Origin of the sequence: Nocardia yamanashiensis NBRC 100130, assembly GCF_001613325.1 — a bacterium.
In the GTDB taxonomy this organism is placed as follows: domain Bacteria; phylum Actinomycetota; class Actinomycetes; order Mycobacteriales; family Mycobacteriaceae; genus Nocardia; species Nocardia yamanashiensis.
In genome coordinates this window covers 193077-217099 of sequence record NZ_BDCD01000007.1, presented here as the reverse complement: position 1 = coordinate 217099, position 24023 = coordinate 193077, and the positions used below count along the sequence as shown (strand labels likewise).

The following is a 24023-nucleotide window of genomic DNA, read 5'->3' as shown; positions in this document are numbered from 1 at the left end:
TCGTTCGGGTGGTCAGGCCCGCCGCGGGGCGGCGTGGCGGCGCAGGGCGGGGGCGACGGGGCGGCCGTTGAGCAGGCCGTCGACCGAACCCTGGTCCAGGGCTTTGCGATACACGGCGGCGGCGTCGCGGACGGCGTCGAGGGTGTGATCGATATCGGCGTCGGTGTGCGCGGCGGAGGTGACGAAGGATTGGCCGAGGACGCCGCGTTCGAGGAGTTCCTGGAGGAAGAGCGTGCGGAAGGGCTGGGACGGCCGACCCGCGGCGTCGCGAGTGGCGTAGACGAGGCAGGAGGGGCGGCCGATCACCTGCAGGTGCTCGCTGAGGCCGAGCTCGGCGGTGATGGCGGCGACCCCGTCGGCCAGCCGGTTGCCGGCGGCTTCCATGCGGGCGACGGGGTCGGTGGTGCGGTAGGCCTCGACGACGGCCCGGAAGGCCGCCAGCGCACCGGTTTCCGGGCCGTGGGTGGTGGAGAGCAGGAACACCCGGTCGGCGTCGGTGCGCAGGCCGCCGAGTTCCATGAACTCGCGTTTGCCCGCCAATGCCGAGATGGGAAAACCATTGCCCATGGCCTTACCCCAGCAGGACAGGTCCGGGATCACGCCGTAGATCGATTGCCCCCCGCCCAGCGCCCACCGGAAGCCCGTGATCATCTCGTCGAAAACGAGCAGCGTGCCGTGCCGATCGCACAGTGCCCGAACGCCTTCCAGAAATCCGGGCGCGGGTTCGGCCATCGCGGTCGCCTGTTCGAGGATCACGCACGCCACGGCCCCCGACTCCAGCACCGCGGCAACCGATTCCAGGGAGTTGTACCGGAACTTCACCGTCCCGACGCCCGGTATCCCCGCATCCATCTCGGTGGTCCCGATGAACCAGTCGTCGGTGGAGAAGAACGGCTGATCGCACACCGCCACGGTCTCCCGCCCGGTCACCGCCCGCGCCAGTTTCACCGCCGCGGTGGTGGTATCGGAGCCGTTCTTGGCGAACTTCACCATGTCCGCGCCCGGCACCACGCTCAGGAAGTCCTCGGCCGCAAGCATTTCCAGTTCGGTGGGCCGCGAGAAGTTCACCCCGTCGGCGATGGTCGCCGCGACGGCCGCGACCACCGGCGCGTACCCGTGCCCGAGCGTCACCGAGCGCAATCCCATGCCGTATTCGACATAGGAGTTCCCGTCGGCATCCCACACCCGCGCGCCCGCCCCGCGCACCAGGACCGGCGCCATCCCGTCGGGATATTGGTCGGCGCCGCGCGCGTAGGTGTGCGCCCCGCCCGGTACGAGCTGGTGCAGTCGCTCCTGAATCGCATTGCTGCGCCCGAATTCACGCATCACCGGCTCCGCCCGCCGTGACGGCCCACAGTTCGTGGTCGGCGCGCCGCCCGTCCGGTCCGATGAATCCGCGCATGACACCCTCCTTGCGCAGTCCCGCTCGCGCGGCGACCGCGGCCGTTGCGGTGTCCCCGGATTCGATCTCCGTGGTCACCCGGTACAGTCCGGCAGCGCCGAACGCATGGTCCAGCAGTGCCCGGGTTGCCGCCAGGCGGACCTTGTCGTCGGCGTGGGCGGGATCGAGACGGAGATGGATCCGGGCATTGCGGTCGAACAGATCGATATCGAACAGCCGGGCCCGCCCGGCGGGCCGCCCGTCCACCTCGACGATCAGCAGCAGTCCGCGCGGGTTGCGCATACCCGTTGTCCCGCTGACGAATTCACGCCATCGGCACCCGCTCTCGAGACTACGTCGCGTCCGCCCGGCGCGCACGGCATCGCCCAGGCGCGGGCTGCGCAGCACCACCGCCGGATGGCCGGGCAGGGCGAGCGTCAACGGCCGGGCGGGCAGCAGCCGCTCGGCCACCCGCCACGCCTGCGCCAGCCGGTACCGCGTCGAAACCACCGCCACCGTCAGCACCCCCGGCACCCGCTCCGCGGCCGGCAACACCACCGGCACGGTCCCGCTGCGCCGCGTCAGCACCCGCTCGATCCAGGTGTCGGTGAACCCTTTCGGCGGGATGTCGGCCCTTGTCAGCGCCCACAGATCATGATCGGAGCGTTTTCCCCCGACATCGAAATGCAGGGCCATCCGGGCCTCCCGCAGGTACCCGACCTGCGCCGCCCCGTGTGCCGCCGCCGTGTTCTCCGGCGAGATCGGCGCGATCACCCGTTCCAGCCCGAGCACCTCGAACCCGAAGTCCAGGATCAGGGCCGCCGCCAGCCCGCCGAACCCGTGCCGCGCCAGTTCGGCATCGATCCAGATCCCCATTTCCCCCTGCCGCGCCACCGGATCGATATTCCCGATCTCCACCTGCCCGGCGAACCGCCCGTCGATCTCGATGACCGTGGTCAGCCGCCGCCCGGCCCGGGCATAGGTCGCGGCCTCCAGGCATTCGCGCACCCAGCGTCTCTCCGAGTGCCGCCGCTGCCAATCCAGGGGCGAACTGTGCCAGAACGGTTCGATCAGCGCCCGGTCGCGCAACCGCAGCCGCCGCCATTGCGCGTAATCGGCGAACCGCGGCGCGCGCAGCACCAGGGTGCCGCCGGGCAACCGCACCGGGCCCAGCCGCACGCCCGTGAGCCCGGCGCTCACGCGGTGGGCCGCTGCTTGCCCAGCGACGAGGTCTTCACCGCGCCGTCGGTGCCCACCGACAGCCGCCAATACGTTCCGGCCTGATCCCGTAGCACGATGCCCCCCTCGCTGCGATCGGATAGATAAGCGCCGCTGGACAATACGGCCGACAGCACGCCGCCGTCACGGTCCTGCGCCTGCACGATGTCGCTGTCGATCCGCCCCGCCTGCGCCACCATGGTGCCGGAGAAGCGGGCCCCGTGCACCCGCCCGCGCCCGATCACATGCCAGCCCTCCGGGAACGCCCGCGGGTCCACATCGTCGTAGTTGCCGGAGATGAGATTGACGGCCGTGCCCTCCGGCACGCCCTTCTCGTCGATGCGCACCTCGATCGGCGGCGCGTTCAGATCCGGATCGAACTGCACATTGGCCAGATACGGCTGCCGGCAATAGATCAGGTCCAGGCACACCTTGCGCGCCGCCACCTTGCAATTGACCATGCCGAACTGCGCGGGCCCGCCGCTGGGCGAACCGATGGACAGCGCGGTGTCTGCCCCTTCGAACCACACATTGGTCAGCCACCAGTCATTGGCCGCCCCGTCGATCATGATGTGTTTCTCGGTGGTGCGCGGATCGGAGTCGGAGACGAATTCGACGTTGGTGAACGCCAATCCGGCATTGTGGTCGCCGCCGGTGCCCAGCACCCCGACCAGATTGTTGGTCAGCTTCGAGGACGTCACATAGTTCTGGATGCACGAGGTGACGATCCCGTACCCGAAGTTGTTGATATCGCAGTTGATCACGGCGGTGCCGCCGGTGTTCTGATCCAGCACCAGCCCGCGCTGCCCGGCGAACTTGGGCGAGTTCTCGCTGATGTGATTGCCGCGCAGCACCACCGAGTCGAAGGTGCAGCGGAAGCACTCCGACAGCCGTACCGCCGTCGACTTGGACCCGGTGAGATAGAAACCCAGCCGCGAGAACCGGACCCGCTGTTTGCGCTTCAACTCGACGAGCGTCCCGTCGCCCTCGTAGTACAGGGTGGTGACATCCCCGCCGTCGCCGAGCACGGACGCGTAATCCGGCAGCGCTGGAAAGGATTTCAGCAGATACTGCCCGGCCGGAATGTACAGCACCAGCGGCTTGTCGCCCACCGCCACGGCGGCGGCGAACGCGGCCGTGTCGTCGGTGTGCCCGTCGCCGACGGCCCCGAAGTCCTTCACGTTCCGCGCCGACGGCTGATCGCTCACATGCGGCGACCGGAATTCCGTACCCGCGGAATCCCCGGATCCGCACGCCGCCGCGAGCGGCAGCACCGCGGCCGCCCCCAATCCGGTCGCGAGCAGCCGCCGCCGTCGCAGGCGTTCCGCGTCGTTCCCCCCGGACGCTCCATTCACCGCTTCACCAGATCGAGTGGCTTGTGCACGAGTTCGCGCAGCCCGCCCGGTGGCCGGGAGAACACCACCGCGCCGATCAGCCGCTCGTTGTCCAGCCCGAAGGTGGCCAGCGCCCCGCGCACCTGATCGGAGGTGCTGCCGAGTTCGATCACCCCGACGGTGGCGTCGCAGGACCGCGCCAGGGTGATGGCGTCGGCCGCCGCTGTCACCGGCGCGGCTTCCACGATGAGGTAGTCGAATTCACCGCGCAGCTTGGCCATGATCTCGGTGAAGCGCTCCGAACCGAGCATGTCCGGCGTGCGGAAATCCTGCCCGCCCAGCGGCATGACGCTGATGCCCGCCTCCGGCCAGCTCGCCACCGCGTCGAACGGGGAAGCGTTGGTGCGCAGCAGTTCCGCGAGTCCGGTGCGGGCCGGGACGGCGCTGCTGGAGCCCTGCCCGCTGGTGTCGGCGTCCACCAGCAGCACGCGCGCGCCGGTATCGGCGAAGGTGCGCGCCAGTCCGATCGCCACATCCGGTTCGGACCGGGCGCCGAGCGATGTGAACAGTACGACGGTGCGATCCGGATCCTCGGTGAGCCGGGTGCGCAGCCGGCGCAGTTCCCCCGCCGCCCCGGGCCGGCCCTCGTCGACGATGCCCAGGATCGGCACCGGCACAATGGCTTCCACATCCATCGAGGTGCGCAGCCGTTTGTCGAGCTTGTCCCGCACCAGCGCCGCCCCGAGCCCCAGCACCAGCCCGGCCAGCACACCCAGCAGGTAGTACCGCTTCTTCTGCGGCGAGGTCGGCGAGGTCGGCGTCTGCGCCTTGTCGATCACCTCGGCCCGGGCGGCGGGCGCGGCATCGGATTGGATGACCTCGAGCCGCGACACCAGCGCCCGGAACTGCGACACCACTTCGTCGGTGAGGGTGCGCGCGCCCGCCGGGGTGGCATCGGTCACCGACACCACGATGATGGTGGTGGCCGGCGGCGACACCGCGGTGATCCGGCTGCGCAGATCGTCCACCGAGACGTTCAGCGCCAGTTGGTTCTTCACATAGGTGGCGACCGTGACGCTGGTGACCAGGTCCACATACGACCGCACCCGCTGCTGGGCGGCGAGCCCGCCCTGATAGGAGTCGTTGACCGAGGTGCCGGTGGCCATGGAGACGTACACCGAACTCGATGCCGTATAGGTGGTCGGCAGCGTGCTCGCGTATCCGGCCGCCGCGGCGGCGCACACCGCCACCGTGGCGACCAGGATCAGCCAGCGTCGCCGCAGCAGCCGCCAGTAGTCGATCAAACCCATTGCGCTGTCCTCTTTTTCCCGGATGGACCCGATGCGACGCCGGGGCGGATCGGCGCCCGCGCCAGCTGGTCCACCCGTCTGCGGTATTCCCCGACAATGAGATAGGTCAACCAGGCCAGCACGGCGGCCTGGAGGTATTTGCCGAGCGTTTCGACGGTGCCCAGCACGCCGCGCTCGAACAGCACCGGCACTTCGATCAGGGCCAGGCCGAACACCGGCAGCGGGAACGACCGTGCGTAGAGCGAGTGGATCCACACCAGCAGCAGCGCGAAGGTGATGCTCACCCCGAGCGCCACGCCGAAATAGCCGCCCAGCACATAGCCTTCGTTGATATTGCCCTCGGCGAGCGACACCGACACCGTGGACATGTCGACCGAACCGCCGCGCACCTGTTCGGCCCAGGCCGCGCCGGAGCGGAACTTCTCGGCCCCGAGCAGCTGGGTCGGGATGAGACTCTGCACGGCGTGCGTCGCCACCTCGCCCGGCGTCAGCCAGGAGTTCGGTCCGGCGAACCAGGCGTCGGTGGCGGCTTCCAGCAGATCGAAGCGGCGCAGCAGGCTCAGGAACGGCTGCACCACGGTCGGGTACTGCGCATCCACCTGTGCGGCTTCGGCTTTGGCGGCGGCGTCGGTCTTGAGCGATTGCAGCCAGCCGAAGCCGCCGATGGCCAGGCCGGTGATGGCGAACACCCCGATCACCTTGGTCCGGGTCCAGCCGATCATGGCGAAGCGCACCGCGATGGCCAGCGCCGCGCCCATCACCGGGGTCTTGGATTGCACCGTGGCCGTCCACAGCAGTTCGCCGCAGGTGAGCGCGCCCAGCACCAGGGCGGTGGTGCGGCCGTTGTCGTTGCGGTAGAACACGATCAGGCCGACCGCGCCGAGGGTGGCCAGAATGGTGATCAGGTTGATCACCGGATTGGGGCTCTCGAGTTCACCGGCCTTGCCGACGCTGCCGGTCGCGACGGCGGCCAGGCGGCCCAGGGTGCCGAGGCCGTAGAGCGCGATCAGGGTGGTGATGAAGGTCGGGTCGGTCGCGAAATACGGTACGCGCGGCGGGTTTTCGGTACCGGCCGGTCGCACCGCTCGGGCGCGGGTCCACACCGTGTACGCCAGCACCAGTCCCGCGTACACCCACAGCCCGAACACCACCGGCTTCAGGACCATGGCGATGCCCTCGTCGTATCCGTACTGGTACAGCCGCGGATCCGGCACATTGTCCCCGTAGTGCGGTTCGGGTTTCACCCACAGCAGCGCCACCGGCCGGGCCACATAGGACAGCGACCAGTGCGCGGTCTGCGCGATCAGGAACACCCGGGCCACGCCGGGCAGATACATCGCCGAGACCACGATCGTCGCCAGCGCGGCGGCGACGAGCACCACTTCGGTTTGCGCAGGGGCCATCACGCGTCCTCCCTCACCCCTATGTCCGCGCGCGGCGCCCGGTCGTTACCCGATCGGCGGCCGCGTCGCGCACCGCGAGTGTCGCCGGTCATTCCAGGGCGTCGACGATCTCGCGGGCCCGGTCCACATAGGCGTGGCCGCCGCCGGTGATGCGGTGGTATCCGGCCTCGGCGACCTTGGCCACCTGATCCGGGTGGCGGCGGCAGCGGTCGATGATCTCGCGCAGTTCGGCGGGGCCGGAGAACAGGAAGCATTCGGATCCGTCCTGCAGCAGCTCGGCGTGCTCGTCGGTGCGTTCGCCCACGAAAAGGCCACCGGCGGCGGGCACTTCGAAGGTGCGGCAGGTATGGGTGTCGCGATTGTCGGAGTTCAGCAGCACCAGGTTGGCGGTGGTGGCGGCGATCGCGGCGGAGAAGTGCTCGCCGTAGACCGCGCCGCCGATCTCGGCTCCGGTCTGCCAGAGCGGGCGCACGCGCCGCCAGCCGGGGCCGCGTAAGAGCATGTCGCCCCGGTATTCCCGGGCCAGGGCGATGAGCAGGTCGCGGCGGTCTGGGCGGACCGCGCCGATGAAACCGAGCAGGAAACGCCGGGCGCCGCGCCGGGCGGTGAGGTGGTGCCAGGCCGGATCGTATGCGCTGCGAACGAATTTCACGTGTTGTGCGCCGCGGGCGGTGAGTTCGGGGACGTTGTGCCATTTGGTGGTGACGATGAGGTCCCACGCCGCTTCGTGCGCGAGATAGTCCGGGGAGGTGTTGTACGGATTCGACACGTCGTCCGGGCTGTAGTGCACGCGCAGACCGGCCGGTGTGGTCAGCAGCCGCCGCTGGTCCAGATGCACGGACTTGAAGGCGAACAGTACGTCCGGGGTGAAAGCCGCGGCGGCGCTTTCGATCTCGTCGTGCAGGGCGGTCACATCCCAGGGCGCGCGCCGGTGCGCGAACTTCGAGTACACCCACGGTGGCGACAGTCGCGCCGGCAGCGTGACCGCGGTGGTGTCGACCACCACCACCTCGTGGCCCGCCTGCCGGAAGCCGTCGGCGAGCGAGCGCGCGTTACTGCCCACCCAGTCGTCGCCGACGAACAGGATTCTCATGCCGGGTCTCCCTTGCCCATGAGTACGGTGGCGGGATCGGATCCGGACGCCCCACTGCGTACCGATCGTTCCCGCACGATGAGCCACCGCACCCGGATGATGTACCACAGCGCGACACCGATTTCCGCGGAAACGGTGCCGTACACCAGCGTCCAGACCGATTGCGTGCGCACCGCGTAGGCCAGCGCGATTCCCGCGATGCAGGTGCCGATGATCGCGCCGATGAGCACGCCCATGGTGTCGCTCTTGACCGGCAGGATCGCGGTGGTCACATACGAGGTGATCGTGGTGGCGGGCAGGATGAGCACTTCCAGGCGCAGCAGCCCGATCGCGCCGTCGAAGTCGTGGCTGTAGATGAGGTGGATGAGGGTCGGCGCGAGCACCCAGACGCTCACCGTGGCGACGGTCGCCACCGTGACCACCGCGACGAGCGCCTGAATCGAATTGCGCCAGAAGCGATCATGGGTGCTGCGCCGGGCCATGCGCGGCAGCAGTGCGAAACCGATGGGATCTAAACTCGATTGGATGGCGCGCACCAGCCGATCGCCCGCCGAGTACAAGCCCAGCGACGCCGCGTCCAGCACCGCGCTGTACACCGCGGCCGACCCCTGCCCGTACCCGGTGACCAGCATGCGCGAGGTGAAAACCGGTGCCGCCATGCGCATCATGGCCCGCACCCCGTACGGCTTGGCCGGCGGCCCGTAATTGCGCACCGAATCCCACCAGGTCAGCCCGACCGTGGGCACCGACGAAATCAGCAGGCACAGTACGGCCGTCGTGGCCGTCGGATAGTGCGGCAGCAGCACTATGAGCAGCACCAGATAAACGATCCGCCCGACCCCCTGATACCCGGTCGACGACCCGAACCGCCCCTGCCCGATCAGCAGCCAATCCTCCGACACCGACCAGAACCCGCCCGCGAACAACCCGAGCAGCACCATATGCAACGGCGGCGCCGCCCCCGCCGCCAAACTCCCCAGCAGCGTCGCCCCGATCACCGCGAGCGTCCCGAGCCGAATAGCCAGATAACTCCCGCGCAGCCGATTGATCTCCGCCCGGCCGAGTTCCGACTCGTGCACCCGCGCCGCGAGAAACTGCGTGATCCCCAAATCCACCAGCAACGACCCGATGAAATACGACGACATCCCGATCGCCAGCAACCCGGTCCCGTGCGGCCCCAACGTCCGAGCCAGCAACGGCACCGTCACCAACGTAATGACGTACTGCCCATACTTCCCGAACGTCACCAACGCGATATCCCGCAGAATCCCCCCGACCCCACCCATCCCATGCCCGGCCTGCTTCCGATGCCGCCCCCGCCCCCGCGCAACCCGCTCCGCCTCCCCACCACCGGCCTCCGCCACACCCGGCTGCGGCCCGGAATCCTCCGCTGCCCCACCGCGCGCACCCACCGAATCCCGCTGCCCGCCGGAAAGTCCCGCCGCCGGTGACCACGCGCCGTACGGATCGAGAGTCTCCGGAACGAACGAGTGATCGCCACCGCTGTCACCGCCCGACCCGGCAGCCCAGGCGGCATCCCGCTGCGCACCGTGGGTCCCGGGCCGCGTCTCGCGTTGTCCGGAGACGGACGGGCGCACACCGTGCGGACCGGGTGCATATCCCGGGCTGCCGGGAGGAACCGCGTACCCGCGGTTCGGCTCGTATGCGGCGCCGGGAGTTTCGGTGGGCAGCGCATAATCGCCGTCGGGATCGGCTGCGGCGGTCCGGCCTTGCGGGGCGGGCCGGTACCCGCCGTGCTGACCGCGTCGCGGGTCCGGGCTTTCGTCCGACGGTGCGTATGCGCCGGTGGCGTCGCGCAGCGGGGCGGGTGCGGCGGGGCGCGGGAGGGTGTTGGCGACGGGGAAGCCCATGGGACTGGTATTCGGTGCGGCGAAGTAGGCGGCGTTGTGGCCGTCGAAGGCGTTGGGGTGGGGGTCCGGGTCGGCGCGGGGCGGGGTGGGTTTGCGGGCGGACCGGTCGGATTCGAATGCGTCGGCGTCCGGGTCGGCGAGGCCGTGGCGCATGGTGCGGCGGCGGCGCAGGCGGTCGAGGGTGCGCAGGGGTGTGGTGGGTGGGTCGTAGCGCGGTAGACGCTCGGTCGGATCGTCCACGGCGTCAGCGTCTTCCGGGCAGACCGGTCAGGAAGGCGGTGACGGCGCGGGCGGATACCGCGACGTCGAAGTTACGGGCCCGGATTCGGGCGGCGTCGGCGAGTTTGGCGCGCAGTTCCTGGTCCGCGATCAACCGGTCGAGGGCGCGCGTCAATTGCGCGCGATCGCCCGCGTCCACCAGGAGGCCGTTCACGCCGGGTTCGACGATCTCCTCCGGACCGCCGGGCCGGGTCGCGATCACCGCGCAACCGGCGGCCATGCCTTCCACCACCACCTGGCCGAACGGCTCAGGAAGCACCGAGCAGTGCACGAGAATGTCGGCGTAGCGCAGGTACGACTCCGGGTCGTCCACGTGGCCGGTGAACACGACGGGGAGATTCAATGCGGTGGCGTGCATCTCGAGCTCGGCGTGGTAGGGCTCCTCGTCGAAGAAGGTGCCGCCGACCAGATAGACGCTCGAGGGCTGGATCTCGACATCGGCCAGCGCGCGCAGGAACAGATCCTGCCCCTTCCACGGTGCGAGCCGCCCGACCACCACGACGATGGTCTCCGCCGCGGGTCGCTGCGGATAGCTGATCAGCGAGAACGTGTCGTGATCGGTTGTGTTGCGGTCGGTTTCGTCGGCGCTTGCCGTTTCGGAGTTGTCCACCAGTCCCGGGATGGCATTGCCGCACCGGAATTGCGGCTGGTTGTCGAACTCGACGCCCGGGTAGGCCACCAGCGTCCGCCGTCCCCGCGTGCTCAGCGATGCCAGGGTGCCGCGGCTGTTGGCGATATAGCCGTGGGCCACGATCCAGCCCAGCAGGCGCAGTGCCAGGGCCAGCCAGCGGCCGAAGTAGTCGGCCGAGATGCGGTCGTGCACATGCCAGATCAGCGGGACGCGGGCCCGGCGCGCCGCGACCGCGCCCATGAGCAGCGCTTTGGAACTGCCCGCCACCACCACGGTGCCGTCGAGTTCCCGGACGGTCTCGCCCAGCCGCCAGCCGAGTCGCACCAGGTTCACGCATCCGGTGAGCAGGCTGCGTACCCCGGCTTTGTCGATGGTCAGCGCGCGGGAGTCGAAATCGCCGGTGACCGTGCGGGTTTCGATACCGCGCGCGGCCATGCGCCGCAGCATCGGCCCGTCCTCGGTGTACACCACCGCCGTGCTTGCGGCGGGCATGGCCGAAACCAGGCGCAGGGTGGCCAGTTCCGCTCCGGACGGAGCCGCCGTATGCGCCAGGAAGATCGCTTTCATGCGCGCCCTCCGCCGGCCAGCTCGGCGTACACCTCGTGATGCCGCCGGGCCGCGACCGCCCACGAGAAGGTTTCGGCCTGCGCGCGGCACTGTTTCGCGTCGGGCCGCACCCCGGCCAGCCCGGCATTGATGCGCGCCGCGAGGGCCTCGGCATTACCGGGCGGCACGATGAGCGAGGCGTCCAATTCCCGCACGGAATCCGGCAATCCACCGCAGTCGGAGACGATCGGCGCCCGCCCGGCCGCCAGCGATTCCAGCGCGATGAGCCCGAATCCTTCCAGCGCCAGCGACGGCACCACGGTCAGTTCCGACCGCACATAGAGTTCGGTGAGCTGTTCGTCACTGACCGCGCCGGTGAAGAGGACGGAGTCGTCCCGCCGCGCCAGCGCCCGCAATTCCGGTTCGGCCGTGCCGGTTCCGACGATGACCAGCCGGGCATGCGGATGCTCGGCCCGCACCGCCGCCCACGCGCGAATGAGCACATCGATGCCCATCCGCTTCTCCAGCCGCCGCACGCACAGCACCACGCCGTTCTCGGTGGCGGGTTCGGGGGAGGGGAAACGCTCCAGGTCCACGCCCGGCGCGATCACCCGCACCTTCCGCTCCGGCACCCGGTAGTCCTCGACGAGCAATCGCCGAAAATGCTGGGACAGCACGATGAATCGATCCGCCCGCAGATACCGCAGCCGCTCCACCAGGTACTTCGCGCGCACCGGCCAGGCGCTCTCGCCCGCCATCCGGCTCTCGGCCGCCCACGGCCCGTGAAAATGCACCACCAAGGGATGTCGTCCCAGCGGCGCGGGACCGTACAGGCAGAAATGCCGGTCCAGCACCGTCCCCGGCCGCAGCGCCTCGCGATCCAGGAATGCCGTGCGCGCCCGCGTCAGCGTGGAACCGCCCGTCGGCCCCCAGCTGCCGCCGCCCGCCGGCGCATCTCCGAAAGCCTTTGCCGTGACGTCGATTTCCCCGCTCGCCGCCAGCGCGGCGGACAGGTCCGTAAAGTATCTGTTCAGCCCCCCGGGAGCCGCTCCGAACCACTCTGACCCGGTCATATACACCCGAACCGGTCGTGCCAACACCCTCACCCCCGGGTCGGTCAGCCACGCTCGAGCCGCGATCGCAAACCCGAACGCCCTTGCAGCGCAAGTGTATGCCAATCCGCGCAGCTGGGCGGGTTATCGCCGGGCTAACAACCGGCCGTACGGCTTTGCCGAATAGTGGGTTACGGTGAGCGGGAACGGGACGTTATCGGAGGAAGAGCGGTCTTGGGGCGGACACTCGAGCGCGGGCAGGTATTCGCGGGCTATCTCGTGGAACGGCTGCTCGGGGTCGGCGGCATGGGCGAGGTGTATCTGGCCCGCGACCGCGATCTGCCGCGCCCGGTCGCCCTGAAACTGCTGGCCCCGGGCAAATCCGACGATCCGGAGGTGCGCGCGCGGTTCCTGCGCGAGGCCGATACCGCGGCCCGGCTGTCACATCCGAATATCGTGGCGGTGTACGCGCGCGGCAACGACGACCACCGCCTGTGGATGGCCATGCAGTACATCGAGGGTACCGATGTGGCCGAGGTGCTGGCCCAGGGACCGCTGCGGCCGGAGCACGCGGTGCGGATTCTCGGCGAGACCGCCAGGGCCCTGGATCACGCGCACCGCGCGGGCGTCCTGCACCGGGATGTGAAGCCCGCCAATATCCTGCTGGCCTGGGGCCCGGAGCAGCGCGTGTTCCTGGCGGACTTCGGCATCGCCAAGGCCCTCGATCAGACCGGCGCGCTCACCCGGACCGGGGAGATGTACGCGAGCTTCCAGTACGCCTCGCCCGAACAGTTCGAATTGCGCGCGGACCTCGATCAGCGCGCCGACGTGTACGCGCTGGGCTGCACGCTCTTCCACATGCTCACCGGCGAACTGCCCTTCCCCGGCCAGACCACCGCGCAGCTGGTCGCCGGGCATCTGCACGGTGAGATTCCGCACCCCAGCGTGCGGCGGCCCGGTGTGCCAACGGCTTTCGACCAGGTGATCGCGCGGGCGCTCGCCAAGCAACCGGGCGACCGGTACGGCAGCTGCGGTGAACTCGCGGCGGCCGCGGAACAGGCGCTGGGCACTCCGGTCCACACCGGATCGCCGTGGCAGGACCTCGGTCCGCGCCCGGCGTTCGCCCCGCTGCCGGTGTACGGCTCCGGTGCCACCACCCGACCGCAAGACGCACCGGCCCCCGTGACCACCGGACCGCGGCGCACCCCGGTAACCACCACCGGGCCGGGCCATTTGCCGCAACCCGGACCGACCACCCAGGCCGGTATCGCGACCCAGCTCGGTTACCCCACCCAGCCCGAGACGCCGCCGACCCGTCGCGGACGCAAACGCCTCGTCCTGGCCGGGCTGATCGTCGCTGCCGTGCTGGCGGGCGGCATCGGCGTCGGATTCGGCTCCGGCGCACTGCGTTTCACCTTCACCGGCGGCGCACCCGGCTTGAGCGCCACCGACCCGTCCCGCGACGCCGCCATCAAGGCGGCTTGCGATTACGGCCTGCTCATGACCACCTACGACTACAACGACGGCGACGGCTGGCAGACCAAGGTCGTGGCCGGGGCCACCGGCACCTGGAAGACCCAATCGCAGCAGCTGCTGCCCGCCATCCGGCTACTGCTGGAAGCCGATTCCGAGCACAGCCGCGGCACCGACGCGAAATGCGTCATCACCTCGGGGAACACCACCCACTACGAACTGACCGCCGACATCACCGTGGTCAACTCGACCAAGGGCAAGGCCGACACCACCGAGCAGCAGAACATCACCATGTCGATGGACTACGTGGACGGTAAATGGCTGTGCGGCAAGTGGTCCAGCCCGCTGTTCCCGACCTGAACCGTTCCGGAGCCGTCGAACCGGAACCGGGTACGCCGCGTATGGCCCCAGGTGCGTCGCCATGCCCTCACCCTGGGGATCCTCGCCACCGCCACCGCCGCGGTGCTGACCGGTTCCATTCCCGCCACCACCGCCCAGCCTTCGGCGCTGGCCCAGCGCCTGCAGATCGGCCTGGACGACACCGTCGCCGGCAGCGATGTGCCCGGCGCGCAGCTGATCCTCCTGGACGGCGATACCGAGATCCAGATCAACAGCGGCGTAGGCGATCTCGGCAACGGCGCGGCCTTCCCCGACCGCGCTCAGGTCCGGATCGCCAGCAATACCAAGTCGTTCGTGGCCGCCGTGGTGCTGCAGCTGGTGGGGGAGGGCCGCATCGAACTCGACGCCCCGATCGAGCACTACCTGCCCGGGGTGGTGCACGCCCCCGGCGGCGACGGCACTCTGATCACCGTGCGGAATCTGCTGCAGCACACCAGCGGGATCCCCGACTACCTCACCGAGCTGGATCTGAACTCGGTGGCGGGCTTGCAGGCCTCCCGTCCGATCGGCGACCTGATCGGCTTGGGCATGGCCAAGAACTCGGAATTCACGCCCGGCGAGAAATCGACATATTCCAATACGAATTATCTGATCGCGGGCGAACTCGTCCGCCAAGTAACAGGGATGCCGGTCGGTATTGAAGTCACCACAAGGATTCTCGTACCACTGGGACTCACCGGCACGTACTGGCCGCTGTATCCCGTAGAAAATGTGATACGCCAGCCCCATCCACGCGCCTACCACGAATTCGGCGGCGAGCGAATCGATGTCACCGATATCGACCCCGGCTGGGGCCTGCCCGACGGCGCCATGGTGTCCACCGGCGCGGACCTGGACCGGTACTTCGCCGCCCTGCTTGCCGGTCGCGTGGTCGCGCCCGCCCAGCTCGCCGACATGCAGCGCACCGTCCCGAGCGGCGATTTCCGCCGCTCGGAGGACTTCGGCCTGGGCCTTTTCCACTGGGTCACCTCCTGCGGCCTGGACGCCTGGGGCCACGGCGGCACCATGCACGGCACCTTCGTCTACGGCGGCGCTACCACCACCCGGTCGGTCACGGTGAGCATGAACCAGATTCCCGACATCCTGGCCGCGCGTTCGCGGAATATCGACCTGGACGCGGTGGTGGATGCCGCGCTCTGTGCGTAAGATTCGCTGCGGACAACAGGGCCGGGCTCCGGAAGGACAACACTGGTGGGGAAGTCTGGCGCGGGGGAAAGTGCCGGGGAATTCCGAGTACTGGTCGACAACGGCGAGTACTGGTTACGAAATCGCGGTGATCTGGCCATGATGGTCATAACCGTGAACCGAATACGCGAACACTGGCCCCGGGCGCGCGTCGGCATGCTCACCGATCAGCCGCTCGTCATGCGGGCGCTGCTGCCGGACGCCGAACCGCTGTTCGCCACCGCCGGCGGCCATTGGGGCAGAAGCGGTTTGGCGGGCTGGGTGGACCAGCAGGCCAGTGCCCGGGTGACCGGACCCGCCGCCCTGCACTGGCGCGCGGCCACCGAGGTGCCCAAGCATCACCTGCGCGGGGTACGCAACCAGCTGCGCGACCAGGTGCGCGCGCTGCGCGGCGCCACCCCGCCGGAACCCCCGGCGAGCGGCGGCATTCCGGAGCTGCCGCCGGTGCCGGCCGCGCTACCGGAGGCGGACCTGGTCATCGCCCAGGGCGGCGGCTACATGACCGATGTCGACCTGTACCAGGCGCACCGCACCCTCAACCTGCTGGAAGCCGCACAGCGCCAAGGCATTCCGAACGTCATGCTGGGCCAGGGCCTGGGACCCATGACCGATCCGGAACTGCTGCGCCGCTGCGCCGAAGTGCTGCCGGGCGTGGACTACATCGGCCTGCGCGAGGGACTGCAGGGCCCCAAGCTGCTGGCCGACCTCGGCGTCGCCGCCGACCGGGTCCTGGTCACCGGTGACGACGCCGTCGAATTCTCCTATCGCCTGCGCCGCCCGGAGATCGGCACCGATCTCGGCCTGTGCCTGCGCATCTCGGACTATTCGAAGGTCAGCGACACCGCCCGCGACACCCTGGGCGAGGTGATGCGCGCGCAGGCCGTCGCGCTCGACACCCATCTGGCCCCGCTCATCATCTCCGAATACGACGACGAGGACCGGCGTTTCACGCTGCCGCTGCTGGCGCACGCGCCCAAGGTGCGGCCGGTGCTGAGCCGGGCCGGTTCCGCGCAGGACTGCGCCCGGCAGGTCTCGCGCTGCCGCATTCTCGTCACCAGCGCCTACCACCTGGCGGTTTTCGCGCTCTCCCAGGGCATTCCGGCCGTCGCTGTAACGGCCTCCCGGTACTACGACGACAAATTCAATGGATTGGCCGATATGTTCGGCGCCGGATTGCGGGTGGTGCCGCTGGCGACCGGCGACCTCGACACCGAACTGACACATGCCGTTCGGGAATTGTGGGAGTCGGCGCCGGAACTGCGGGATACGCTGCAGCAGAAGGCGGTTGAGCAGATCGATGCCGGTCGCGCGGGCCTGGATCGGGTATTCCGGCTCGTGGGCGGACGGGAAGGAGACCGGCCCGCCGACACCGTCGTACCAGCTCAGGGGGAATGATGACAGTACTGTCGGTATGCGTCCCGGCCTACAACTCCGGGCGCACCCTGGCTACCACCATGCGCTCGATCCTGGACCAGGACACCGACTGCGAGGTCGTGGTGCTGGACAATGCCAGCGTCGACGACACCGGCGCCATCGCCAGATCCTTCGGCGATCCCCGGGTCAAGGTCTTCCGCAACGAGGAGACGCTGCCGATCGGCGAGAACTGGAACAAGGTGGTCTGGCACGCCACCGGCCGCCTGGTGAAGGTGGTGTGCGCCGACGACATCCTGCTGCCGGGCGCCCTGGCCAAACAGCTGGAGGTGATGGGCGACAACGGCGTCGCCATCTGCTCGTCGAAATTCCAGGTCATCGACGAGACCGGCGCGGTCGAGGAAACCGATCTCGGCCTGCCGGACCTGCTCGGCCCGCGCGATGCCCGCACCCTCATGCGCGTCATCGTGCGGCGCGGTCCCGCCGACTTCGGGCCCACCGCCGCCGCCGTCTTCCGCCGCGCCGATTTCGACCGCGTCGGCGGGTTCCGCGGGGACCTGGTGTTCCCCATGGACGTGGATCTGTTCGCCCGGGTCAGCGCCTTCGGATTGTTCTACGGCCTCCCCGATATCCTTGCCGCCTGGCGCAATTCGAGTTTCAACCTGTGCAGCAACACCTCGACCGTCAGCAAGCTGACCGAGATGCTGCGCTTCCATCACCGGCTGGGTTCGGAGTATCCGCAACTGGTCGGCAAGAGCGCGGTGCTGGCGGGGGATATGCGGCTGGCGCGGGCGGCCGCGGACCGGGTGCGGGTGCGCGCCACGGCCACCGCGTTGCGCCGTCCCGAACTGTTGCACTGAGCATCGCAGCCGGACAGTGAAACGGCGGCCCGGCCGGAAATGGCCGGACCGCCGTGCTTTTCGCCCGGGGTCAATTGGTCCAGAGCGGACCGTAGGTGACGACGGTGTCGCCGTTGCCGGTGACGATGCTGACCCACGGCCGGATGGTGACCTGCCCGAGTACACCGGTGACCGTGCCGTGGAAGCCCGACATCTGGATGTAGCCGTCCACCCCCGAGATCGACGCGCCGGCCGCCTCGATGGTCTGGATGCCGGGTCCGAAGCCCACCGCGATCTCCAGCCCGAGCTGCGGAATCAGGCTGCCGAGGGTGATTTTCGGATCTTCGCCGACTTCCACGCCGATGCTCGGACTCCACCACTGGAAGCGGATCTTGCCGTCCAGGGTGGCCGGGTAGCCGACCTGGTAGCCCATGGTGATCTTCCCGGACCAGTCCTCGGCCTTGGCGCCCGAGATCTTGAAAGAGGCCCGGCCGTCGTGGAACCACTCCCGGGTCAGCGGATTGCCGTCCAGCGGCGCGACGAAACTTATCTTGGTATCGGATTGGATGGCCTCGACCGTGCGATTCTGCCGGTCCACGATCGAATTGCTGCTGTCGATCGCGGCCGCCGACATGCTGGTGCTCAGGGCCAGGCCCAAGGTCAGCGCGGCGGCGACGGCCGCGGTGCGCACGGTGGCGCGCGAGGTCGAACTGTTCATGATTTCCCCATTCCCTCATCAGGTGCTGCGGCGCGTAATGAGTACGCGGGTAGAGAATTTGCCCACTATCACCGGGATGTTCGGCATCCCGTACTTCACACGACTGTGTCGATCACCCACTTCCCCTGCAGCTCCGGCAGACTGCGTTCGACCTCCGGGAGGAGGTCCGGCAGGGTCAGCAGCACCCGATCCGGTTGCGCGGCAAGCAGTTCCGCCGGATCGATGATGGGTATGTCGGTGCCGGGCATGCGGCGGCCGTGCTTGGCGGGGGAGGCGTCGGCCACCCCCGTCAGCAGGCCGCGGTGCGCGCCGGCGAGATGGAACAGCGCGACCGCGCGCGAGGCCGCGCCGTAGGCGTACACCCGGCGTCCGGCCGCGGCCTCCGCTTCCAGCCAGGTGCGCAGCGCGTGCGCCTGGCGGTCGGCCTCCTGTTGCAGGACGCGCACCGAATCCGGTTCCGTCGCAGCCGATTCCGCGGCGAGAATGCGCTCGACCGCGGCGTCGGCGGCCATCGGCGGATGGACGGCGGCGATCAGGACGGTGCCGCCGTAGAGGTCGAATTCCCAGGCCGTGGCCACGCTCATCCCGGCGGCCGTGACGAGCCGGATCAGGGCGGTGAGGGAGTAGTAGGCGAAATGCCCGTGCCGCAGCGCATTCCATTGGCCCTGGGCGAGGATGGCATGCAGGGAATGGAACTGCAGCAGCAGTACCCCGCCGGGTGCGGTGGCCGCGGCCCGGGCCGCGAAGGCGGCGCGTTGATCGGGTTCGTGCATGATGCCGAAGCAGTCGATGACCACGTCGGCCGGTTCGACGGTCTCGGTGAAACCGCGTGCGGCCAGCAGGGGTAGCCAGCTGCCGCCGTGCGGCGAACCGAATTCCCGCACCGTGCGCCCGGACAGCCAGCCGTCCGCGGCCACCCGCGCGAGCGCGTCCGCCGCCTGATCGCGCAGCGCCTGCGGTTCCACCCCGCGTGGTTCGGCCGTGACGGTGTCGTCCTCGGCCAGCTGCGCGAGCCCGCAGTCCAGGCATAGGTCCATGGCGAGCGGATGGGCCGCGTCCCCGCCCGGACGGACCGGTCCCGATGCCGGAAAGTCGTCTGCGGCAGGCATTTTCCCGAGATCCAGCACCCGGATCAGCGATCCGGAACCACATCCTCGACATCCCCGCGCCGGTGCGATACTCATGGCACCATGACCTCGTGCGCATCGAAACCACCGAGCTGGCCGACGTACTGGTGCTGACCCCGGAACCGTTCCGTGACGGCCGGGGCCTGTTCACCCGCACCTTCGACGCCACCGAATTCGACGACCACTTCGGCAAACCCGGACTGTCGGCGGGGTTCGTGCAGGATTCGCAGTCCCGCTCCTATCGGGGCGTGGTGCGCGGCATGCACGGCCGCTCCGGGCGCGGCGAGGCCAAGCTGGTGCGGTGCGCGCACGGCGCGGTGCACGACGTGCTCGTCGATATCCGCCCCGCCTCGCCCACCTTCGGGCAGCAGCGGGCATTCCTGCTGGACGACAACGACTTCCGGCACCTGTACGTGCCGCCCGGGTTCCTGCACGGCTTCCAGGCGCTGAGCCCGGTCGCCGATGTCTGCTACCGCATCGACCGCCCGCACGACGCGACCGAGGACCTGGGCGTCGCCTACGACGATCCGGACCTGGCCATCGCCTGGCCGCAACCGGTGACCGTGGTCTCCGATCGTGATGCGGGGGCGGGTTCGTGGCGGCAGCTGCTGGCCGCGCTGGGGCACCTCAAGCCTCGATCCTGATCCGGCGCAGCTCGTCGTCGAGCACCCCGGATTCCTGCAGCGACTTCAGGTGGGCCAGCCGGGTGAAGCGCTGGAAGAAGCCGTCGGCGGTGAGGCCGCGCGCGGTGTACTCGCGATACAGCTCGGCCGCCCCGGCGGGGATGGTCCAAGCGGCCTCGAACCCCAATTCCGCTCGGGCGCGGGCGAAATCGACCCGGTAGGAACGCGGGTCGGCCCCGCTCTCCCCGGTGATCACCAGCGTCGAATCCGGCACCGCGTTCACCACCGCGCGCGCGATCTCGGCCACGGTGAGATTGTTGGTCTCGGTGCCGACGTTGTAGGCCCGGCAGGAGATCAGCTCGGCGGGCGCGTCCAGGCAGACCGCGAAAGCGCGCGCGATGTCCTGCGCGTGCACCAGCGGCCGCCACGGGGTGCCGTCGGAGAGCACCTTCACCTCGCCGGTGAGCACCGCGTACCCGACCAGATTGTTGAGCACGATATCGGCGCGCAGGCGCGGCGAGAAGCCGAAAGCGGTGGCATTGCGCAGGAATACCGGCACGAACCCGGAGTCGGCGAGCGCGGCCACATCGTCCTCGACGCGCACCTTGGATTCCGCGTACGGGGTGAGCGGCCGCAGCGGGGCGTCCTCGGTGACCAGGCCGTCCCCGGCCGCGCCGTACACCGAACAGGTGGAGGCGTAGAGGAATCGGCGCACCCCCGCCTCCTTGGCGAGGCGGGCCAGCCGCACCGAGGCGTGATGATTGATGTCGTAGGTGATCCGCGGGGCCAGCGCGCCCAGCGGATCGTTCGACAGCGCCGCCAGATGCACCACCGCGTCGAAGCCGGCCAGCTGCTCGGCCGTCACCTCGCGCAGATCCACGCTCAGCGCCGGCGGGGCGGGCGGCGCCTCGCCCAGTACGCATTCGGCGAAGAAGCCGCTGTCCAAACCGGTCACCCGGTGACCGGCCGCCTCCAGCACCGGCACCATGACGGTGCCCAGATAACCCTGATGTCCGGTGACGAGCACATGCATGATCACGCACCTCCGAAAGTGATGGTGGCCTTGTCCAGCAGGAAGGCCTCGGCGTGCGGGGCGCGGCACTGCACTCCGCGCAGCCGGGACAGGGCCAGGAAGGACTGCTCGTCGAACCAGTCCCGATTGCGTTGCGAGGGATAGTGTTTCAGCAGCAGCGCGGCCTTCGCCTCGGCCAGCGCGGCGGGCAGCGGATGGAACACGGTGGGCTGCGGGGTGTCGTTCTCCCACTTGAGGATCTCGTAGCCCAGCACCAGGTGATCGCGGAACTCGGTCGGCGTCAGCTCGGCCAGCAGCCGATGGTCCTGATGCGCGTCATGGCGTTGCGGCGCGAACACCACCTGGGCGTGCGATCCGCGCCGCAGCGCCCCGACCGCGTCCTTGACCCGTTCCCAGTGCGCGGGCGCGTAGCCGTCCGGCACATCCAGGATGCGCAGATCGAGATCGGCTCCGGGGCAGAAGGCCGCCAGCGCGGCCTGCTCCTCGAACGCGCGCTCGGTGCCCGCGCCGGACAGCACCAGCGCCCGGATGCGCAGTCCCGGAACGGCATTCGACAATGCCAGCAGCGTGCCGCCCAGGCCGATGGCGAGGTCGTCGCAGTGCGCGCCCAGCAGCGCGAGCTCGCGGACCCCGCCGGTATCGAGTCGGATCATGCGTCGGCTGTCTCCCACACCATCCACGGGCGATCGCCCTGCTGATAGCCGGTGTCGAGTTCGGCGCGCTCCTTGAAGGTGTCGGCCGGCTTCCAGAACCCGTGGTGCTGATAGCCGTACAGCCGGCCCTGCGCCGCGAGCGCCCCGCAGGCGTCCTCCACCAGATCGCCACCCGCCGGCAGATGCTCGAACACCTCCGGGGTGAGCACGAAATAGCCGCCGTTCTCCCAGATCGGCAGTTGCGAGACCGGGGTGATGTTCTTGACCTCACCGGCCGAGTTCACGTCCACGCAGTGGAAGGAGGACTGCGGCGGCACGATCATCATCGAGGCCGCGGCCCCGGAATCGCGGAACCGCGAGATCATCTCGTCGAGCGGGGCGTCGGTGAGCACATCGGCGTAATTGGCCAGGAAGTACCGTTCGCCCTCGAGGTGCCCGCGCACCCGGCGCAGGCGTTCCCCGATCGGGGATTCCACGCCGGTGTCGACGAAGGTGATGGTCCAGTCGCTGATATCGGATTGCAGCAGTTCGACCTTGCCGTCGCGGATCACGAAGTCGTTGGACACCGACTCCTGATAGGTGAGGAAGAAGTTCTTGATGTGCGCCGCGCCGTAGCCCAGGCACAGGATGAAGTCCTTGTGGCCGAAATGGGCGTAGTAGCGCATGACGTGCCAGATGAGCGGGCGCGGGCCCACCATCTGCATGGGCTTGGGGATCATGTCCTCGGTGCCGTTGCGCATGCGCATGCCGTAGCCGCCGCAGAAGAGTACGACCTTCACTTCGGTTGCCTTTCCGCGTGATGAAGTGCGGGTAGGGGGTAGACGATCTCGCCGCCCCGGTCCAGGACGGGCGCGAGCTGCGCGGTGATCTCGGCTTCGAGATTCCAGGGCAGCACCACGACCACGTCGGGTTTGTCCGCGTCGATGCGGTCCGGGGCATGGATGGGAATCCGGGCGCCCGGGGTGAAACGGCCGTGCTTGTAAGGGTTCCGGTCGACGGTGTACTCGAGCAGGTCGGCGCGGATGCCGCAGTAGTTGAGCAGGGTGTTGCCCTTGCCGGGGGCTCCGTAGCCGACCACGCGTTTGCCGGCGGCCTTGGCGTCCAACAGGAATCGCAGCAGTTCCTGGCGCACGCGTTCGGTGCGCGGGCGCAGTTGCAGGTAGCCGCCGACCTCGTGCAGGCCCGCTTCGGCCTCCATCCGCAACACTTCGGCGACCCGCTCGGTCGGTGCGGCCACGGCCTCCGGTTGCGCCCACAGCCGCAGTGAACCACCATGTGTGCCAAGCAGTTCCACATCCACCAGGGTGAGGCCCGCACTGGCGAGGGCACGCTGCGCGGACAGCGCCGTGTAGTACTGGAAGTGCTCGTGATAGATGGTGTCGAACTGGCCGAGGGTGACCAGGTTCAGTGCGTGATGCACCTCGATGGACAGCCAGCCGTCGTCGGCGAGCAGGCCGCGCAGGGCGCGGGTGAAGCCCCGCAGATCCGGGATGTGGGCGTAGACATTGTTGGCCACCAACAGATTCGCCGGTCCGTGTTCCGCGCGCACCTGTGCTGCGACCTCTTCGTCGAGGAACGCCGTGACGGTCGGTACGCCCTTGTCGCGGGCCGCCGCGCCGACGTTCACCGAGGGTTCGATGCCCACGCACGGGATGCCCGCGGCCACCGCGTGCTGCAGGAGATAGCCGTCATTGCTGGCGACTTCGACGACGAGGGAGTCCGAATCCAGGCCGAAACGGGCAATAGCATCCTGCACGAAGAGTTTCGCGTGCCGGACCCAGCTGTCGGAATAAGAAGAGAAATACGCGTATTCCGAAAAGGTGTCCGCCGGGGTGATCAAGGCCGGAATCTGTAGCAGCAGACAGCTTTCGCAGAGCCGCAGGTGGAGCGGGTAGGTCGGCTCGGGCAGATCGAGTTCGGCGGCCGTGAGGAATTTCTCGCACGGCGGGGTCGCCCCGAGATCGAGCACGCTGATCAATTGCTTGGAGTCACATAGACGGCATTGCACGCAGATTCCCCACCTTTCACCGAACCCGGCGCCGGCTTTTACGCCCGGCTGAACTTCAGGTCGGCTCGGTCGGGCCCTACGTTACAACAGGATTGGCGTGCCTCGCCGTGCTCCGGCGGAGGCCGGCCCGGGTTCGGGAAGCGGATTTCTGCGCCCCGCAGAACTGGGCGTTTGATCGGCTAACCTCCGAGGCTTGCAACCCAAGGCTTACGTCCAGGTCAGACCGGTTGTCCAGGGGGTCGGGACCTGCGAACTTGCGAATAGGGGAAATAGGGGGAAACAAAAACGAAACCGGTCGTGACGGAACCCGCAAATTGCGGGATACACTGGCCCATCGCAAGATTGGCACGTCGCGTCACCCCGGGTGTGTAACACTCGGCAGCGGGCCGCCGAAGAAGTCGGCAGCCCCAATCGGTTTTGTCATGGTCCGGAAAGCCCTTGGGGACCGGCGATCTGCAAGTTCTGTGGAACTGATC

At 69.0% G+C, this 24023-nt stretch carries 20 protein-coding genes; 5 read left to right on the top strand and 15 right to left on the bottom strand.

The window, feature by feature from the left end; translation table 11 throughout:
* Window positions 1–12: 12 nt before the first annotated feature.
* The 9 genes from NY1_RS07645 to NY1_RS07605 form a co-directional block, all read right to left on the bottom strand.
* Window positions 13–1326, bottom strand: a complete 1314-nt coding sequence (locus NY1_RS07645) for a glutamate-1-semialdehyde 2,1-aminomutase (protein WP_067709822.1) — start codon at window positions 1324–1326, stop codon at window positions 13–15.
* The gene (locus NY1_RS44435; protein WP_067709820.1) at window positions 1319–2581 is read right to left on the bottom strand and encodes a GNAT family N-acetyltransferase; all 1263 of its coding nucleotides are present in this window, start codon (window positions 2579–2581) and stop codon (window positions 1319–1321) included. Before NY1_RS44435 ends, NY1_RS07645 begins: the two co-directional genes overlap by 8 nt.
* Window positions 2578–3954, bottom strand: a complete 1377-nt coding sequence (locus NY1_RS07635; protein ID WP_067709818.1) for a glycosyl hydrolase family 28-related protein — start codon at window positions 3952–3954, stop codon at window positions 2578–2580. Before NY1_RS07635 ends, NY1_RS44435 begins: the two co-directional genes overlap by 4 nt.
* Window positions 3951–5243, bottom strand: a complete 1293-nt coding sequence (locus tag NY1_RS07630; RefSeq protein WP_067709816.1) for a Wzz/FepE/Etk N-terminal domain-containing protein — start codon at window positions 5241–5243, stop codon at window positions 3951–3953. Before NY1_RS07630 ends, NY1_RS07635 begins: the two co-directional genes overlap by 4 nt.
* On the bottom strand, window positions 5234–6646 hold the full coding sequence (locus NY1_RS07625; RefSeq protein ID WP_067709815.1) for a hypothetical protein: 1413 nt from the start codon (window positions 6644–6646) through the stop codon (window positions 5234–5236). Before NY1_RS07625 ends, NY1_RS07630 begins: the two co-directional genes overlap by 10 nt.
* Window positions 6647–6734: 88 nt before the next feature.
* Complete coding sequence (locus tag NY1_RS07620) at window positions 6735–7739, bottom strand: CgeB family protein (protein ID WP_067709814.1); 1005 nt, start codon at window positions 7737–7739, stop codon at window positions 6735–6737.
* The gene (locus NY1_RS07615; RefSeq protein ID WP_067710150.1) at window positions 7736–9025 is read right to left on the bottom strand and encodes a lipopolysaccharide biosynthesis protein; all 1290 of its coding nucleotides are present in this window, start codon (window positions 9023–9025) and stop codon (window positions 7736–7738) included. Before NY1_RS07615 ends, NY1_RS07620 begins: the two co-directional genes overlap by 4 nt.
* An 829-nt stretch (window positions 9026–9854) precedes the next feature.
* Window positions 9855–11087: a glycosyltransferase family 4 protein gene (locus NY1_RS07610; protein ID WP_067709812.1), complete on the bottom strand. Its 1233-nt coding sequence runs from the start codon at window positions 11085–11087 to the stop codon at window positions 9855–9857.
* Entirely contained in the window at window positions 11084–12139 is a 1056-nt protein-coding gene (locus NY1_RS07605; RefSeq protein WP_067709810.1) for a glycosyltransferase family 4 protein, read from the bottom strand. The genes NY1_RS07610 and NY1_RS07605 overlap by 4 nt, the downstream gene beginning before the upstream one ends.
* 213 nt (window positions 12140–12352) lie before the next feature.
* Here NY1_RS07605 and NY1_RS44145 point away from each other — a divergent pair, with 213 nt between their 5' ends.
* Genes NY1_RS44145 through NY1_RS07585 form a run of 4 tightly spaced genes read left to right on the top strand, consistent with a single transcriptional unit; the run spans window position 12353 to window position 17406 of the window.
* Entirely contained in the window at window positions 12353–13951 is a 1599-nt protein-coding gene (locus tag NY1_RS44145) for a serine/threonine-protein kinase (protein WP_067709808.1), read from the top strand.
* A 51-nt stretch (window positions 13952–14002) separates the two neighbouring features.
* Window positions 14003–15136 carry a serine hydrolase domain-containing protein gene (locus NY1_RS07595; protein WP_084534736.1) on the top strand — a complete coding sequence of 378 codons (1134 nt, stop codon included), beginning with the start codon at window positions 14003–14005 and terminating at the stop codon, window positions 15134–15136.
* Window positions 15137–15181: 45 nt separating this feature from the next.
* Window positions 15182–16570, top strand: a complete 1389-nt coding sequence (locus NY1_RS07590) for a polysaccharide pyruvyl transferase family protein (protein WP_233434243.1) — start codon at window positions 15182–15184, stop codon at window positions 16568–16570.
* Window positions 16567–17406 carry a glycosyltransferase family 2 protein gene (locus NY1_RS07585; RefSeq protein WP_067709805.1) on the top strand — a complete coding sequence of 280 codons (840 nt, stop codon included), beginning with the start codon at window positions 16567–16569 and terminating at the stop codon, window positions 17404–17406. Before NY1_RS07590 ends, NY1_RS07585 begins: the two co-directional genes overlap by 4 nt.
* Window positions 17407–17476: 70 nt before the next feature.
* Here NY1_RS07585 and NY1_RS07580 read toward each other — a convergent pair whose 3' ends face one another.
* On the bottom strand, window positions 17477–18103 hold the full coding sequence (locus NY1_RS07580) for an MspA family porin (protein ID WP_157762102.1): 627 nt from the start codon (window positions 18101–18103) through the stop codon (window positions 17477–17479).
* Window positions 18104–18198: 95 nt separating this feature from the next.
* Window positions 18199–19287 carry a class I SAM-dependent methyltransferase gene (locus NY1_RS07575; protein WP_067709803.1) on the bottom strand — a complete coding sequence of 363 codons (1089 nt, stop codon included), beginning with the start codon at window positions 19285–19287 and terminating at the stop codon, window positions 18199–18201.
* Between the two features lie 14 nt (window positions 19288–19301).
* Here NY1_RS07575 and rfbC point away from each other — a divergent pair, with 14 nt between their 5' ends.
* Window positions 19302–19874: a dTDP-4-dehydrorhamnose 3,5-epimerase gene (gene rfbC, locus NY1_RS07570; RefSeq protein WP_067709802.1), complete on the top strand. Its 573-nt coding sequence runs from the start codon at window positions 19302–19304 to the stop codon at window positions 19872–19874.
* Here rfbC and NY1_RS07565 read toward each other — a convergent pair.
* The 4 genes from NY1_RS07565 to NY1_RS07550 are packed head-to-tail and all read right to left on the bottom strand — an operon-like array spanning window position 19858 to window position 23547.
* Window positions 19858–20886: an NAD-dependent epimerase/dehydratase family protein gene (locus NY1_RS07565; RefSeq protein ID WP_067710145.1), complete on the bottom strand. Its 1029-nt coding sequence runs from the start codon at window positions 20884–20886 to the stop codon at window positions 19858–19860. The two genes, rfbC and NY1_RS07565, sit on opposite strands and share 17 nt — an antisense overlap.
* A gap of 2 nt (window positions 20887–20888) precedes the next feature.
* Window positions 20889–21539 (bottom strand): PIG-L deacetylase family protein, encoded by a 651-nt coding sequence (locus NY1_RS07560; RefSeq protein WP_067709800.1) that lies wholly within the window; start codon window positions 21537–21539, stop codon window positions 20889–20891.
* Window positions 21536–22318 carry a sugar phosphate nucleotidyltransferase gene (locus NY1_RS07555; protein ID WP_067709798.1) on the bottom strand — a complete coding sequence of 261 codons (783 nt, stop codon included), beginning with the start codon at window positions 22316–22318 and terminating at the stop codon, window positions 21536–21538. The genes NY1_RS07560 and NY1_RS07555 overlap by 4 nt, the downstream gene beginning before the upstream one ends.
* On the bottom strand, window positions 22315–23547 hold the full coding sequence (locus tag NY1_RS07550; protein ID WP_067709796.1) for a class I SAM-dependent methyltransferase: 1233 nt from the start codon (window positions 23545–23547) through the stop codon (window positions 22315–22317). The genes NY1_RS07555 and NY1_RS07550 overlap by 4 nt, the downstream gene beginning before the upstream one ends.
* Window positions 23548–24023: the final 476 nt, after the last annotated feature.

Coding starts and splice junctions, on each gene's coding strand:
- NY1_RS07645 (WP_067709822.1), bottom strand. CDS start 1,326: ATGCGTGAATTCGGGCGCAGCAATGCGATTCAGGAGCGACTGCACCAG.
- NY1_RS07630 (WP_067709816.1), bottom strand. CDS start 5,243: ATGGGTTTGATCGACTACTGGCGGCTGCTGCGGCGACGCTGGCTGATC.
- NY1_RS07625 (WP_067709815.1), bottom strand. CDS start 6,646: ATGGCCCCTGCGCAAACCGAAGTGGTGCTCGTCGCCGCCGCGCTGGCG.
- NY1_RS07620 (WP_067709814.1), bottom strand. CDS start 7,739: ATGAGAATCCTGTTCGTCGGCGACGACTGGGTGGGCAGTAACGCGCGC.
- NY1_RS07615 (WP_067710150.1), bottom strand. CDS start 9,025: ATGGGTGGGGTCGGGGGGATTCTGCGGGATATCGCGTTGGTGACGTTC.
- NY1_RS07610 (WP_067709812.1), bottom strand. CDS start 11,087: ATGAAAGCGATCTTCCTGGCGCATACGGCGGCTCCGTCCGGAGCGGAA.
- NY1_RS07605 (WP_067709810.1), bottom strand. CDS start 12,139: ATGACCGGGTCAGAGTGGTTCGGAGCGGCTCCCGGGGGGCTGAACAGA.
- NY1_RS07585 (WP_067709805.1), top strand. CDS start 16,567: ATGATGACAGTACTGTCGGTATGCGTCCCGGCCTACAACTCCGGGCGC.
- NY1_RS07580 (WP_157762102.1), bottom strand. CDS start 18,103: ATGAACAGTTCGACCTCGCGCGCCACCGTGCGCACCGCGGCCGTCGCC.
- NY1_RS07575 (WP_067709803.1), bottom strand. CDS start 19,287: ATGAGTATCGCACCGGCGCGGGGATGTCGAGGATGTGGTTCCGGATCG.
- NY1_RS07565 (WP_067710145.1), bottom strand. CDS start 20,886: ATGCATGTGCTCGTCACCGGACATCAGGGTTATCTGGGCACCGTCATG.
- NY1_RS07560 (WP_067709800.1), bottom strand. CDS start 21,539: ATGATCCGACTCGATACCGGCGGGGTCCGCGAGCTCGCGCTGCTGGGC.